Source organism: Streptococcus intermedius SK54 = ATCC 27335, from assembly GCF_000413475.1.
GTDB lineage: Bacteria > Bacillota > Bacilli > Lactobacillales > Streptococcaceae > Streptococcus > Streptococcus intermedius.
Window position 1 is genome coordinate 126283 of sequence record NZ_ATFK01000006.1, and the last position, 12094, is coordinate 138376.

22 protein-coding genes are annotated in these 12094 nt (G+C 36.3%); 7 read left to right on the forward strand and 15 right to left on the reverse strand.

The window, feature by feature from the left end; genetic code table 11:
- Positions 1–410 precede the first annotated feature (410 nt).
- The 14 genes from HMPREF1654_RS08485 to HMPREF1654_RS08535 form a co-directional block, all read right to left on the reverse strand.
- On the reverse strand, positions 411–1235 hold the full coding sequence (locus HMPREF1654_RS08485) for an ATP-binding protein (protein ID WP_003077200.1): 825 nt from the start codon (positions 1233–1235) through the stop codon (positions 411–413).
- Positions 1236–1250: 15 nt separating this feature from the next.
- The gene (locus tag HMPREF1654_RS08490; protein WP_003077212.1) at positions 1251–2066 is read right to left on the reverse strand and encodes a DnaD domain protein; all 816 of its coding nucleotides are present in this window, start codon (positions 2064–2066) and stop codon (positions 1251–1253) included.
- A gap of 31 nt (positions 2067–2097) precedes the next feature.
- Complete coding sequence (locus HMPREF1654_RS08495) at positions 2098–2451, reverse strand: phage head completion protein (protein ID WP_003077331.1); 354 nt, start codon at positions 2449–2451, stop codon at positions 2098–2100.
- Between the two features lie 2 nt (positions 2452–2453).
- The gene (locus HMPREF1654_RS08500; protein ID WP_016670425.1) at positions 2454–2735 is read right to left on the reverse strand and encodes a hypothetical protein; all 282 of its coding nucleotides are present in this window, start codon (positions 2733–2735) and stop codon (positions 2454–2456) included.
- The gene (locus tag HMPREF1654_RS08505; protein WP_003077150.1) at positions 2716–3066 is read right to left on the reverse strand and encodes a hypothetical protein; all 351 of its coding nucleotides are present in this window, start codon (positions 3064–3066) and stop codon (positions 2716–2718) included. The genes HMPREF1654_RS08500 and HMPREF1654_RS08505 overlap by 20 nt, the downstream gene beginning before the upstream one ends.
- Positions 3063–3302: a hypothetical protein gene (locus tag HMPREF1654_RS08510; RefSeq protein ID WP_003077256.1), complete on the reverse strand. Its 240-nt coding sequence runs from the start codon at positions 3300–3302 to the stop codon at positions 3063–3065. Before HMPREF1654_RS08510 ends, HMPREF1654_RS08505 begins: the two co-directional genes overlap by 4 nt.
- Entirely contained in the window at positions 3299–3469 is a 171-nt protein-coding gene (locus tag HMPREF1654_RS10070; RefSeq protein WP_016670426.1) for a hypothetical protein, read from the reverse strand. The genes HMPREF1654_RS08510 and HMPREF1654_RS10070 overlap by 4 nt, the downstream gene beginning before the upstream one ends.
- Complete coding sequence (locus HMPREF1654_RS08515; protein WP_003077129.1) at positions 3466–3759, reverse strand: hypothetical protein; 294 nt, start codon at positions 3757–3759, stop codon at positions 3466–3468. The genes HMPREF1654_RS10070 and HMPREF1654_RS08515 overlap by 4 nt, the downstream gene beginning before the upstream one ends.
- Positions 3760–3815: 56 nt before the next feature.
- Positions 3816–4112, reverse strand: a complete 297-nt coding sequence (locus HMPREF1654_RS08520; RefSeq protein ID WP_003077254.1) for a hypothetical protein — start codon at positions 4110–4112, stop codon at positions 3816–3818.
- Positions 4113–4453: 341 nt separating this feature from the next.
- Complete coding sequence (locus HMPREF1654_RS08525) at positions 4454–4690, reverse strand: hypothetical protein (RefSeq protein WP_003077369.1); 237 nt, start codon at positions 4688–4690, stop codon at positions 4454–4456.
- Positions 4691–4869: 179 nt separating this feature from the next.
- On the reverse strand, positions 4870–5010 hold the full coding sequence (locus tag HMPREF1654_RS10075) for a hypothetical protein (RefSeq protein ID WP_003077227.1): 141 nt from the start codon (positions 5008–5010) through the stop codon (positions 4870–4872).
- Positions 5011–5016: 6 nt separating this feature from the next.
- Positions 5017–5484 (reverse strand): Rha family transcriptional regulator, encoded by a 468-nt coding sequence (locus HMPREF1654_RS08530; RefSeq protein WP_080568625.1) that lies wholly within the window; start codon positions 5482–5484, stop codon positions 5017–5019.
- Positions 5378–5623 (reverse strand): Rha family transcriptional regulator, encoded by a 246-nt coding sequence (locus HMPREF1654_RS10340; RefSeq protein WP_003077268.1) that lies wholly within the window; start codon positions 5621–5623, stop codon positions 5378–5380. The genes HMPREF1654_RS08530 and HMPREF1654_RS10340 overlap by 107 nt, the downstream gene beginning before the upstream one ends.
- A gap of 41 nt (positions 5624–5664) precedes the next feature.
- A complete protein-coding gene (locus tag HMPREF1654_RS08535) occupies positions 5665–5862 on the reverse strand; it encodes a helix-turn-helix transcriptional regulator (protein WP_016670427.1) in 198 nt (65 codons plus the stop codon).
- 115 nt (positions 5863–5977) lie between these two features.
- Between HMPREF1654_RS08535 and HMPREF1654_RS08540 the strand changes: the two genes are divergently transcribed.
- The 3 genes from HMPREF1654_RS08540 to HMPREF1654_RS08550 are packed head-to-tail and all read left to right on the forward strand — an operon-like array spanning position 5978 to position 7661.
- Positions 5978–6601, forward strand: coding sequence for a helix-turn-helix domain-containing protein (locus HMPREF1654_RS08540; RefSeq protein WP_003077308.1), 624 nt, complete (start codon positions 5978–5980; stop codon positions 6599–6601).
- Positions 6602–6636: 35 nt separating this feature from the next.
- Positions 6637–7071, forward strand: a complete 435-nt coding sequence (locus HMPREF1654_RS08545) for a DUF4231 domain-containing protein (protein ID WP_003077314.1) — start codon at positions 6637–6639, stop codon at positions 7069–7071.
- Entirely contained in the window at positions 7068–7661 is a 594-nt protein-coding gene (locus tag HMPREF1654_RS08550) for a TIR domain-containing protein (protein ID WP_003077162.1), read from the forward strand. The genes HMPREF1654_RS08545 and HMPREF1654_RS08550 overlap by 4 nt, the downstream gene beginning before the upstream one ends.
- 10 nt (positions 7662–7671) lie before the next feature.
- On the opposite strand, the gene HMPREF1654_RS08555 is transcribed toward HMPREF1654_RS08550, so the two are convergent.
- Positions 7672–7854: a hypothetical protein gene (locus HMPREF1654_RS08555; protein WP_003077353.1), complete on the reverse strand. Its 183-nt coding sequence runs from the start codon at positions 7852–7854 to the stop codon at positions 7672–7674.
- A 435-nt stretch (positions 7855–8289) separates the two neighbouring features.
- On the opposite strand from HMPREF1654_RS08555, the gene HMPREF1654_RS08560 reads away from it, so the two are divergent.
- The 4 genes from HMPREF1654_RS08560 (at position 8290) to HMPREF1654_RS08575 (ending at position 11999) form a co-directional block, all read left to right on the forward strand.
- The gene (locus HMPREF1654_RS08560) at positions 8290–8958 is read left to right on the forward strand and encodes a Fic family protein (protein ID WP_003077300.1); all 669 of its coding nucleotides are present in this window, start codon (positions 8290–8292) and stop codon (positions 8956–8958) included.
- 103 nt (positions 8959–9061) lie between these two features.
- A complete protein-coding gene (locus HMPREF1654_RS08565) occupies positions 9062–9481 on the forward strand; it encodes a hypothetical protein (protein ID WP_003077216.1) in 420 nt (139 codons plus the stop codon).
- A 2-nt stretch (positions 9482–9483) separates the two neighbouring features.
- On the forward strand, positions 9484–10539 hold the full coding sequence (locus HMPREF1654_RS08570) for an Abi family protein (RefSeq protein ID WP_003077221.1): 1056 nt from the start codon (positions 9484–9486) through the stop codon (positions 10537–10539).
- A gap of 314 nt (positions 10540–10853) precedes the next feature.
- On the forward strand, positions 10854–11999 hold the full coding sequence (locus tag HMPREF1654_RS08575; protein WP_003077372.1) for a tyrosine-type recombinase/integrase: 1146 nt from the start codon (positions 10854–10856) through the stop codon (positions 11997–11999).
- Positions 12000–12094 lie beyond the last annotated feature (95 nt).

Consider the following 12094-nt stretch of genomic DNA (forward strand, 5'->3'; position numbering starts at 1 on the left):
TGCAAGGCTTCAAGTAAGGACTCTAAAGCTTGCTTGTCTGTACCTGCAATTAATTTCTTGATGATGTTTTAAAATTTCCTTTCTAGGTACTCGCAAAAATGAATCCGCTACGCTTGTGTTGACTGTACTGGTATCGGCGCACTATCTGCAATCAGCAAGAAGTAGGCTTCTGCGATTTGGGCGAATAATTTTACACGCGCTTCAGGATGTTTGTATAACTCATAGGCGTTTATGCTGGTGTCTTCTGTCTAGAGCTTCTAGCCTAGTTCAATCAGTTTAGGCATATCTACAAGTTCTATCGGTGTTGTATCGGCCATGAAGTCACTATGTTTACGATTGAGTTCTTCCAGTACGTGATCTGCCTGTTCAAAGTATACTTGGCTCTGTCATAGCTTCCTCACTTTCTCTGGTTAAAAATTCCGCTTCATTCGTTTATCTGTTATGTCTGTCATAGTGAACACATTCCCCTCTGACTGCTTCCCAATCCGACTGATTAGCTTGTCATTATAGATTCTAGCCAACTCTTTTCCGTTGTGATTAGTGTTAATGATAGTTGTTTCCCGCTTGTCAAAAACCTTAAAAAGAAAAGTCTGTATCCAGTTGTTCGCTTCATCTTTCCGGCTGTTCATAATGCTTTCTGTGCCCAGATCATCAATAAAGAGATAATCAACCTCAGTCAGCAATTTCAGGGCGTCATACTCTGTAAAATCACTTTGTTTATATTGCCAACCTGACTGAATGCGCGTGATAATTTCAGCAATACTGACAAAAAGGACGCTCTTAGGTTCACTTTTAGCCTTGTAGCCCTCGTTGATGGTTTTAGCCATAGAGTAGCACAAATGACTTTTTCCAGTGCCTGGTTTGCCCATAATTAGCGTGTTTCCCGTCATACCGTTTAGATATTGGTTAGCTTGCTTGATAGCAAATTCTTTGGCCTCGTGTTCCTCTTTGGTGGTTGTTTTGAACGTGCTAAAAGTGGCTTTTTCCAGCTCATTTGAGACTGTACTTTCACGCGCTAGCACATCATAGGTTGAATAGTCCAAATTGTGCCCCAGGGCTTTTTCTACGCCCTCTAGCTCCGTTTGTTTAATGTTCTCCCTAGTACATTCCATACAGTAGGGTGATGTATAACCATCTGGCTTTTTGAATTGTACCAGGTTAATCTGATGAGTTAGGCAAAGCTCATCAGTGACCTTTATTTTTTCATTGAGCTGCTCTGTATTCAGTAATTCCATTGTTTCTCCTCTCTGTCAGTAGATAAACGGGTCTTGAATATCGTCATCAGACCTACCCTGTTTCTTTTGCTGAAACTGTTTCTGCTCATCCTCCACTTGTACCATTGTCTTAATACCGTTCTGTCTCCAGTTCTTGAGTATTGAATTGATATAGCTAAAAGATCGCTTGCTATTATCTGCAGCCTTGTCTATGGCAGTCTTGATAACTTCTAGCTCCATACCGTCAAGAGCGAGATATTCGATTAAGATTTGATATTGTTGTCCGTCCATAACCCCTATACGCTGTTGGTAATAGCTAGAGATTTCAGCAGCAGGAGCAGAAGAATCTTTTTTCTCTATCTCTGCTTCTTCTTCTAACTCTATCTCTTTCTCTATCTCTTTCTCTATCTCTATCTCTGTCTTACACTTTTCAACGTTGTTAGGTTTATTTCTTACGTTGTAAGATTCGCCTATTTTTAAACGTTTATTTTTGCGATATTCTCGCATGTAAGCAGCTTGATCAGTTTCTTGCTGTATCATAGCTTTAGCTTGAAGTAATTCAGCGTTTTTATCCCCGTCTATTTGGATTAGACCGCATTTTGTAAAATAGGCCATAGTCATTTGTATATCGTCTTCGGAAACATCTAATTTTAAGGCTAGTTCTTCGGTTAACTCGTTAAAGTATCCCTCGTAGTACAATATACAATCACTTTCCAAACTTTCCAGCATTAAACGGATATAAATAACCGTCATAGTATAGCCACCAGGCATGTTTTTAAGCCGTTTTATAAAAATATTATCAAAAAACTTTTTATCAACTTTCAGCCAAAAATAGATTTTAGTTTTTGCCATTCTATCAATTCCTTTCTGTCTTTCTTCCCTATCATGAAATCCTAACGGCCTTAATCATGATGATTTCTTTACTGGCATAATCAATTTCTATTTCTACAATGTGATATTCAAATCCATTAAATTCAAGGTACATAGAGTTATCAAATGGAACATTAGGAATATAACGGATAAGGAATACTTTTATATCCTGAACTGATTCCAAAGAATTCTGACCATTCGTATATGCTTTGTTAGCTGCTTTAAAATCTTTGATAGAAGTTTTGGACACTTCTGCCCAGCAGCTATAAACATCTTTACGGATGCCGTCAATGACTTCTCCGTCTTCGTTTTGCTCTCCGATTTTCTCAAAGATTGTAATGCGTGTGTTCATTTTTCTAGTATTCATTTTTACCACCTTTCATTGTTTACTCCTAAAAATAGCAATATATCACTCACCCTGTAAAACACTTTTCGAGTGTCCTCTAGTGGTGGCTGATATCGTCTTAGCCCTGCCTTTTCCCAGCGCTGCAGGGTCTTATATTTTATGTCTAACTCAGTCATAACCTGCTGGGCTGTCATAAGTCCTGTGATATGAGGTAGCGCCTTATCCCGTGTCTTAAGGTATTTGTCGACTGTTTCCAGCAGTTCCATTTTTAGGCTTGTTTCTGTTTCATTGCTTAGTAACGCCATAATCTAACAACTCCTTATAACTTACAAGGTCGGCATTTAACAGTACACTTAGACGCTTTTGTTCTTTCTGTACTTGGTTGTAAAAAGCCTTTGCACCGTCTAGCAGTTCTGACTTATCCGCAGGTATAAAATAACCTCGATTAAAGCCGTGTCTGATACCGATAATAGGAACGCCGTAGCTCGTGATTAAGCGACTGATAATACTTTGTACCGTTCGTTCATCTAGCTTCAAAATAAGCCCTATCTCCGATCCTGTAGTTGGGTTTTCAGCGCCTACTTTTATAAGTTTCAGCACATGCTTATAGTTTTCTGGTAATGTAGTTTGTGTCATTTGCTCATCTCTCTTTCTTCGCTGACTAGGATAATCTGGCCTTTCTCCCACATATCACAAAAATCCATCAAAGTCTCTAAAACTTGTTCTAATTGCTTTTGTTCCTCGGCATTGTAGCAATCAAATTTATTTTCTAGGGAGAAATCTAGCATAGTTTGGTAAGCCTCTTCAAGCCAAACACCAAAGTTCTTTGCTCTTTCATTTGCAAGGTCAAAGCTGTTATTTTTGTTTGTCATACCCTAGTCTCCATAACTTCAAGCCATTTTTCAATCTTTCTTAGCTGCCGTTTAGTAACATATCCCCGGCGTTTGTAAGCAATAGCCCAGATTTTAAACAGCTCTGCACATATGCCAGCTAGAAAGAAGAGTAGCAGGGTTAGGAGTGCACCTAGTAGCTCGCTCATTTATCCAGTCCCTCCAATTCTTCAGCGTTATCACTGTTTAGTAGCTGAAAGGCAATTTTATCCAGCTTATTTATTAGCTTTTCATTTTGGGTGTATGCCACTTCGTTATATTTTTTAGCCTGCCATAGGGCAACTGCTGTATCTTTATCTTGTGCAAATTCAAGCCCCTCTAGAGCTAGATTGTTCATTGATAAAATGTTCATGATGTCAGTTAGCTCACTGCCTAACTCTTTCAGATTGCTAGCAGATAATAAAACCGGTTGTGCTTGTGTTTTCTTTGTTGATGTCATAATAGTTACCTCGTTTGTTTGTAATTATGTTTCTGTGTCCATAACCTACATCATTATTAGTTGATATGCTGTAGGTTTTTTAATTCTTCAGGGTTGTCACATTCTAGTAGATGATAAGCTACACTATCTAGCTCTTTATACATTACTCCCATCTGCTCATATACTTGACCTAGATAATCGTTTAAGTAGCTCAATAGAATAACCTGATCCGGTTTGCTGTGCATAGTCAACATAAAGGTTTTGGTATATCCTTTTATCGTGTCTATGCCAGTCATAACATTAGTAATGCGTTCACCTTGCTCTTTAAATTGGTCTGCTGTTAGCGCTGTAGAAATTTGTTCTTGTTTTTTCATGATGTTTTACCTCGTGTAATTTTAAATAATTCACTAGTTTTAAGGGGTAGCGCCCTCCGTATGGTCAAAATGTCTTAGATATGCTATAATCTAGTTATAAATCTTTACTAAAACCCTTTTAATAACAGCTTGCCTGCTTGTTTATTTATTGTGTTTTAGTCAGTGGTTGAAAGGCTTGATAGTTTGGTCGCTCTCAAAGCCTTTTTTATTTTTTCTTCTGTATGCTCCTTTCTACAGCGTTTTTTGAGACTTGTTTTTGTCGGGGGTATAATTATACCCGTGATGTGGTTTAAGAACTCAGAACTGCTTTCTTGGTACTCTCCTGAACCTTAAAATTGATTTTAAAGCAGTTTCTTTCTTGGTGGTTTAGCAAACGGACTGACTGTTCCATGTTTCATTTTGGCGCGAATATAAATTCGTTTGCCTCGTTCATCAAATTCCTCTGCGAGAATTTCGTAGAGGTGAAGCCGTTTTTCGATTGCGGTTATGTGTCTGCGGACACTCGTTTCAAATGTCCAAGTTTTATCCAACTCATCAAAATGAATTACTGTTTCACGTTCTTCTGGTAAATATGCCATATCGGTTTTTCTCCTTTGTTCTACGGTTGTCATATTGTTTTTTGGCATCTAAAACGTCTAACCCTATAATTTATCAAGAAAATATTTCCAGTTGTCAGAATCCCGGTATTCTTCGGAGCTACAGACCTTAAAATTGATTCTAGAATAATTTTTTATCACGCGCCTTGTTGGTGCGCTTTTTAAATGACCAGCTCAGTAAACTGCTTAACACGTTCAAGGCCTTTTACGATATCTGCTAGATTATCCATAGCTTGCAGCTTGCTGAGTTCTGCTTTAATTGTTTTCAAGTCTTCTTGCTCGTCAATTTCAATCATCAGCATTATAGGTCAACTCCTTTCTTTTGGTCTGAATACCATGGTTCTGATATCCTGATAGCTCATGCCTAGGTTAATTATAGCGATAACCATATCTTCTAAGGCTTGATATTTAACCAGTTCCTCACTGGTTAGACTGTCAATGCCAGTAGCACCACCACGCGCTGCCACCAGTTGTTTTTTATTCATGCCGCTAGTGCCTTTTAGCAAAAGATTTGTGATGGTGCTATGCGGATGCTTCGGAGCTTCTTTCCAGCTTTCTATGCTGTCGTGCAAAGTCTTGCGCTTTGGCTTTTCTAGAGCACACTGAAGCTTAAACTGAGTTAGCTCGTCCCGCATTTCAAAGAATGCTTTGACTAGGTTTTCTTTGAAGTTAGCCACTTGCTCGGTATTCTTTAAGAACGTAATCAGCAAGGTTGCCTGTTGCTCGTTCAGAATATAATCTTTGTCCACTCTCTGAAGCTTGGATTTTAAATCCAACCTTTCCGAACCGTTCAAAGCGTTCAAGGTTCTTTCTGATTGTCCGTGTAATTGTGTGATGTTGTACCTCTGCACATTCCGCAACGATACTGCTCAATGTATACGGCTCTTTCTTGCCGTCCATGTATACTAGGTTCATTAGTTTCCTGTCTTTCATCTTTACTTTTGCATACTTTTGTTTTAAAAAAATATATCTTCAATGGTAATATTGGGAAATAATGGGAGCAACAACTTTTTAAAAGCCATTTTTTCAGAATCAGTGAATGAGTAACGACCGACTTCTTTGTTATGGTATGTCTGCTTTGTCATTCCTAATTTTTCTCCTAGCTCTTTTTGAGTTAAGCTCAACATATTTCTATATCCTCGGATTTTATTCATGTATCCACCCCCTTTACTTTTGCATACTTCGATTATAACTATCTTTTTTTAAAAAGTCAATACTTTTCTTTACTTAATAATAAAAAATAGTTATAATTTAAAATGAGGTGAAAAAATGGAAGTTAATAATATTGAAGTTGGAAACCGAATTAAGAGTATCAGGTTAGATCAAGGTGAGACAATGGAGGAATTTGGCAAAGTATTTAATACTAGTAAAGGAACTGTTAATAATTGGGAAAAAGGGCGCAATCTGCCTAATAAAGAAAACTTGCTAAAAATAGCAAGAATTGGTGGTATGACAGTGAGTCAGTTATTATATGGTGAGGCTGGAGGGAGTCATTATAACTGGGAAGCTGTAGAAGAACTTTTAAAAAAATTTTTTAATGGTGCCTCTATTGATAAACCAGCCTTACAAAGAACTCAAGCAGTTGTTGACAAAGCTTTCTTCTTAAATTTTGGTATAGAAGATATCGCTAATATCTATTTGTTCCAAAAAAACACATCTAAACCTTTGGAAAGTCTTGAGGACTTGCAAGATTATTTTGAACAAACAGCGGATGGATTATCAGTTTATTTAGAAGGCTCTACTGGGACAGAATTAATGGATTTAGAAATCCAGATAGCATTTTTAAACAGTTATGCATATAAAATCAAAAAGTACCTTGAAACTGGTGAATGGGCTTCTGATATCATTTCTAACATTAAGGAAAAATCTAGAAGAATAAGAGAAGATGACTAACCTCTTAACTTCAGTATCTATAGAAAGGGAAGTAGATGGAACCTGCTGAATATCTAAAATCTAGACTGGATAATCAAATTGATTGGTATGACACAAAAAGTCAACACCATCAAAAATGGTTTAAAATTTTAAAATATACAGAAGTGCTGATGGGCTTCTTAATTCCTCTATTAGCAATTTGCAAGCCAATAAAATTTGAACTTTGGTCTGCTGTATTTGCTGGTTCAATGTTGCTTTGTGAAAGCTTTATATCTATATCAAAGCATCATGATAATTGGATTGATTATCGTAGAACAACCGAATCTTTAAAACATGAAAAATATATGTTTTTAACAGGTACGGGGGTTTATAAAAACGAAAAAGATAGTTTCGCCTTACTTGTTGAACGTTGTGAAACTATTATCTCTAGCGAAAATATAAATTGGGCTAACTTGCAAACGGACACTATTCAACGAAAGGAAAAACAATGAGCGCGCATAGATGTTTTATATCTTTTAAAACTCATGACATGGAGTTCAAAAAATACATACAGGAAAATTTAGACGTGGATATGATTGACAAATCTCTAAACGAACCAATAGATTCTCAAGACGAAGACTATATAATGAGAAGAATAAGAGAAGACTATCTAAAAGATTCGACAGTCACTATTCATTTAATCGGCTCCAAAAGTGCTGAGAACAGTTTTATGCAAAATCAAAATTACATCAAAAGAGAATTACAGGCCTCACTATCAAATACTTCAGCAGGTAAAAGAAGTGGAATTTTAGGAGTAGTTCTACCTTCGATGTATGATCGTATTTATAGAGGAGAGCAGGCATGTTTTACTTGTTATAAAAATCATGATGTAGTCAAAATTAATGAAGATACTACTGTTAAAGAGTTTAGTTATAATTTTTATCTCCCTCTTGACAATGACAAACATGTATGGAGCGAAGAAGATCGGTATTGTATATTAGTTAAATGGGATGATTTTAAAAAGAATCCAAATAGATACATTGATCAAGCTTTTGATAAAAGGTCGTCTGATATTGTCAAAAAAATAAAGGTTAGACCTTAAAGATCTAACCTCAAATAATTTCATAAGTTTTCTCAAAAATATCTGGTTTGACAGGGTATTTTTCACCATCTACGCCTGTGACAATCCAATCTCCCGGAGAAGCCTTCATGACTCCTTCCAAAGTGTCAATATACATTTCTGTATCAATTCGAATAGCATCTACTATCACAGGAACCTTACGAACTTTAACCATGCTTCCTCCTCCTGACTTTTTCATTATTATAGCATAAAAATCAGTATTTCCAAAATGGGAACAACTGAGAATCTCCATTAGTATGGGGCTTAAATTTTGATAGTGTATTTTCTCGGCGTTCGCTCGGAGCTCAGCAAGTCATCAACGACTACTAAATTTCCCAACGTTGGGAAATTCAAAAAGCGACGATGTTGTCGCATATCAAAAACCATTTGTTAAATATTGCAACGTTGCAATATTTGGCAATTCTCTTTTTTAAAATCGTTCAACGTTGAACGATTTAGAAGAGCGACGATTAGATGTAGGGCAGTAGTTCCTAAATGTCGTAACGTTTCGACATTTGGACCATTATAGCTTATCCAACTGTTGGACAAGTCTATTTATTTTAATTCTTGCAGATTTTGCACAAACTTGATAACACAGAAAGGAAACCGCATGACCTATAAACAAGAATACCTGGATGATATTCTAGTCCGCATGGCCTACCATTCCAGCGGGATTGAGGGAAACACTATATCTCTTCCTGAAACAGTCAGTATCATCTTAGAAAGTACCTTACCTGGTAAACATAAGAGTATTAGAGAATTTTACGAGATAGAAAACCATAAACAAGTTTTTTCTTTGCTGCTGGATAGCTTAGCTAATAATGCCCCTTTAACTCTGGGGCTAGTGCAAGACTTCCACGCGCTATTGACAGACCGCCTGCAGCATGATAGAGGGCAATTCAAAACTGTTCAAAATGCCATTATAGGGGCTGAGTTTAAGACGGCTTCACCGGAAGAAACACCTTTTTTGATGACCCAATGGGTAGATAACACTGTCTACAGGTTGGATATGTCAAAGAGCGAGCGCGAGATAATAGAAATACTAGCTGATACTCATATTCAGTTTGAACGTATTCACCCCTTTAGTGATGGTAACGGACGAACTGGCCGCCTTGTCCTGATGTACTTAGCTATGAGGTATCTAAGTGCTCCGGTTATTATTAGCAAGGACGATAGAGCCCAATACATGGAGTTTCTAGCTGCTCAAAATATCCAAAATTTGGCTGACTTATTGCAGCAGTCACTAGATGCTGAAAAAAAGAGAATGAGCCAGTTTTAATGCTGGACTGCTTTTGTTATAAAAATAAATTAAAACAACCACCGACGAAGTCATGATACAAGCTAAGTATCTGAAATTCGCTGGTGAGTTTTGGGAGGATTTTATGGTGTCATACAAATTAAAAGAGAATTTATTTCAAGAAAAAATCGCTACTGTAAGAATTGCGCATCAAGGTTCAGACTCTCTTTTGCAGACGGCTAATACTATTGATTTCTTGCCTGCTAATCTACAACTATACGTAGAAGTGGATTTTTTTAACATACATAGTGATCGTGACTACACTCTGATAGTAAACTTAATAAAGAAAAATCTAGATGCTATACCAGCTTACACAACGAGAGTTAATATCCCGGCACGCCATCTTACTTATAAAATGGGGGAATTAGGTAAAACTCAGGGAAATTTTGATTTCAACATTGTCATAGAAGAAGAGGGGGATTACGTTTTTTATTTCTCTTTCAATGATGAAAATAATCAGAGTCTTGATACATATTATCAATACATCAGTATCATTAAGGAGTAGTCATGGCGAGTACATCAAATATAAACTTAGGGGGCACTAGCAAAGTTACTCAACTCCATTCAAACTCTCGAAAAAATGCTAAAAAGGGGAAATCTATTGACTCTCTCATGCGTCACATAAGAGATAAACATAAAATAACCATATCAGGCAGTGCTCAGAAGAGAAAATTGCGTAATATCGGATACTATCATGGCTATAAAGCGTATAAGTTTGTAAAAGAACAATCACGGCCACTTAATATACAAGATTTTAATGAAATAAAGGATATATATGATTTAGATAGCAAGTTAAAGGCTTTATTATATCCAGAAGTAATGAAGTTTGAAACAGCAATCAGTAATTATACTCTTGAAACAATTGTTAACAATAATCAAATAGATCTAAGTTTTATTTTTAAAAATAAACTTAATCATTATAACGACTTCCCACAAAGTTCGAAGAGTTATGTCACTGAAATGGAGAACCACCTTCAATTGAAAAGTAGATTGGAAGCACGCATCTCGGATATGTATAGAAATAGTGTCATACTAAAACACTACCTGCACAAAAATAAACCTATTCCAATTTGGGCTATTTTCGAGCATATAACACTAGGAGATTTAGGGGCTATTGTTTCAAGATTAAACAATGACAATAGAGAGTACTTGCTAAAATCTCTAGATATATATGATCTCAGCTTAGATACAAAGAAAGAAATACTTGCTAAACACATTTTTATTATCAAGGAACTACGAAATGCTGTAGCGCATAATAGTGTCGTATTCGATTGTCGCTTTCAATCTACAAAAACCAAAAAAGGACCTTTAATTTTTCTTGAAAAATATACTGGATTATCAAATATCACCTTTACTACCATTACGGATTATATTTCTTTGCTTGTTTTTTATCTTACAAAATTACATTTCACTAATACTGAGATAAAAGCATTTTTAATAAACTATGAACGTCTGATACAAGAATATAGCAATAAAATAAAGCCGACCAATATGACTATGATTTTTGGGAGTGATTTGCAACAGAAGATAGATGCTTTAAAAACATTTGTTCAAAAAAAATAAACTTTTAATTGACAAATATATCCGAGAAGTGTATACTTAGAACATTAATTGCGGTAGTTCTTTTCGGAGGCTACCTTTTTTGTACCTAAAATAAACTGTTTTTTCAGCCGCTTTTTGCCAGAAAAATAATATTCGTGCGTTAAAACGCAATATAAGCCCGTTTAAGCGCGTGTTTTCTTTTCTGGTACTTTGACCATCCAACTCATTAAAATTGAAAATAGAAGGGTTCTCATAACTCCTAGCATGATTTAAACCTGATTCAATCTAAAACCTTTTTAATAATAGCTTGCCTGCTGATGGAGAGGTTTATCATCATGAAAATAACAGAAATCAAAAAGAAAAACGGTGAGACTGTGTACCGTGCTAGTGTTTACCTAGGCATTGATCAGATAACGGGTAAGAAGGTCAAGACTAGTGTAACCGGGAGAACAAAAAAAGAGGTTAAGAGTAAAGCAAAGCATGCACAGCTTGACTTTAAAGCCAATGGATCAACAGTTAAGAAAGTAGTTGCAACAAAAATGTTTCGCGACTTGGCTAATTTATGGCTAGAAAGTTATAGGCTGACTGTCAAACCTCAAACTTATAGTGGCACCGTTTCAAGGCTCAATTGTCACATTCTCCCTATTTTGGGAGATATGAAATTATCTAAAATATCAGTCAGTGACATTCAAGTTTTAATCAATGACTTATCACTTCACTACATGAATTATAAAGCTGTCCGATCGATTATTCAAAAAATATTCCAATATGGGATATTGTTAGGAGTGGCAAGTAGCAACCCTGCTAGGGAGATTATATTGCCACGTCAAAGGCCGAAAGAAAACGCTAAGGTTAAGTTTATAGAACCAGAAGACCTAAAGGCCTTTCTTGATAACATAGAAAAACGGCAGCATAGGCGTTATGGTTTGTATTTTGAGTATGTCCTGTATCATGTTCTGTTATCCACGGGAATCAGGATAGGAGAAGCCTGCGCTTTGGAATGGGCAGATGTAGACCTAAAAAATGGTACAATAACCATCAACAAGACTTTTAACAAGGGCCTGAAGCTAATTAGCACTACAAAAACAAAATCAGGAAATAGAACAATAAGCATTGACCGAAAAACAATAAACTTATTACGGCTTTATCAAGTCAGGCAAAGGCAGCTATTTCTGGAAGCGGGCGCGCGTGTTCCGTCTGTTGTATTTGCTACCCCTACAAGAGAATATTTTGATTTAGCAATTAGGCAAAATGCTTTAAATACTCGGTGCAAAGAAGCTGGAATACCACGGTTTACCTTCCATGCTTTCCGCCATACTCACGCTAGTTTATTGCTTAACGCTGGTATCAGCTATAAAGAATTACAATATAGGTTAGGACATTCTAATATTGCTATAACTCTGGATGTATATAGCCATTTGTCCAAGGACAAAGAAAAAGAGGCTGTTTCATATTACGAAAAAGCCATAAACAGCCTATAGGTCCACAAAAAGGTGAACAAATTTGAATTTTATTAAGTACGAACTTAACCAAAAGCCCGTTATATCAACGTTTAGAAAGGGTAAAAATTAAAACT

What these genes read in the sequence shown, in the direction of transcription:
- HMPREF1654_RS08485 (WP_003077200.1), bottom strand. Translation starts at nt 1,235, where the DNA reads ATGGAATTACTGAATACAGAGCAGCTCAATGAAAAAATAAAGGTCACT.
- HMPREF1654_RS08490 (WP_003077212.1), bottom strand. Translation starts at nt 2,066, where the DNA reads ATGGCAAAAACTAAAATCTATTTTTGGCTGAAAGTTGATAAAAAGTTT.
- HMPREF1654_RS08495 (WP_003077331.1), bottom strand. Translation starts at nt 2,451, where the DNA reads ATGAATACTAGAAAAATGAACACACGCATTACAATCTTTGAGAAAATC.
- HMPREF1654_RS08500 (WP_016670425.1), bottom strand. Translation starts at nt 2,735, where the DNA reads ATGGCGTTACTAAGCAATGAAACAGAAACAAGCCTAAAAATGGAACTG.
- HMPREF1654_RS08505 (WP_003077150.1), bottom strand. Translation starts at nt 3,066, where the DNA reads ATGACACAAACTACATTACCAGAAAACTATAAGCATGTGCTGAAACTT.
- HMPREF1654_RS08510 (WP_003077256.1), bottom strand. Translation starts at nt 3,302, where the DNA reads ATGACAAACAAAAATAACAGCTTTGACCTTGCAAATGAAAGAGCAAAG.
- HMPREF1654_RS10070 (WP_016670426.1), bottom strand. Translation starts at nt 3,469, where the DNA reads ATGAGCGAGCTACTAGGTGCACTCCTAACCCTGCTACTCTTCTTTCTA.
- HMPREF1654_RS08515 (WP_003077129.1), bottom strand. Translation starts at nt 3,759, where the DNA reads ATGACATCAACAAAGAAAACACAAGCACAACCGGTTTTATTATCTGCT.
- HMPREF1654_RS08520 (WP_003077254.1), bottom strand. Translation starts at nt 4,112, where the DNA reads ATGAAAAAACAAGAACAAATTTCTACAGCGCTAACAGCAGACCAATTT.
- HMPREF1654_RS08525 (WP_003077369.1), bottom strand. Translation starts at nt 4,690, where the DNA reads ATGGCATATTTACCAGAAGAACGTGAAACAGTAATTCATTTTGATGAG.
- HMPREF1654_RS10075 (WP_003077227.1), bottom strand. Translation starts at nt 5,010, where the DNA reads ATGCTGATGATTGAAATTGACGAGCAAGAAGACTTGAAAACAATTAAA.
- HMPREF1654_RS10340 (WP_003077268.1), bottom strand. Translation starts at nt 5,623, where the DNA reads ATGAACCTAGTATACATGGACGGCAAGAAAGAGCCGTATACATTGAGC.
- HMPREF1654_RS08535 (WP_016670427.1), bottom strand. Translation starts at nt 5,862, where the DNA reads ATGAATAAAATCCGAGGATATAGAAATATGTTGAGCTTAACTCAAAAA.
- HMPREF1654_RS08540 (WP_003077308.1), top strand. Translation starts at nt 5,978, where the DNA reads ATGGAAGTTAATAATATTGAAGTTGGAAACCGAATTAAGAGTATCAGG.
- HMPREF1654_RS08545 (WP_003077314.1), top strand. Translation starts at nt 6,637, where the DNA reads ATGGAACCTGCTGAATATCTAAAATCTAGACTGGATAATCAAATTGAT.
- HMPREF1654_RS08550 (WP_003077162.1), top strand. Translation starts at nt 7,068, where the DNA reads ATGAGCGCGCATAGATGTTTTATATCTTTTAAAACTCATGACATGGAG.
- HMPREF1654_RS08555 (WP_003077353.1), bottom strand. Translation starts at nt 7,854, where the DNA reads ATGGTTAAAGTTCGTAAGGTTCCTGTGATAGTAGATGCTATTCGAATT.
- HMPREF1654_RS08560 (WP_003077300.1), top strand. Translation starts at nt 8,290, where the DNA reads ATGACCTATAAACAAGAATACCTGGATGATATTCTAGTCCGCATGGCC.
- HMPREF1654_RS08565 (WP_003077216.1), top strand. Translation starts at nt 9,062, where the DNA reads ATGGTGTCATACAAATTAAAAGAGAATTTATTTCAAGAAAAAATCGCT.
- HMPREF1654_RS08570 (WP_003077221.1), top strand. Translation starts at nt 9,484, where the DNA reads ATGGCGAGTACATCAAATATAAACTTAGGGGGCACTAGCAAAGTTACT.
- HMPREF1654_RS08575 (WP_003077372.1), top strand. Translation starts at nt 10,854, where the DNA reads ATGAAAATAACAGAAATCAAAAAGAAAAACGGTGAGACTGTGTACCGT.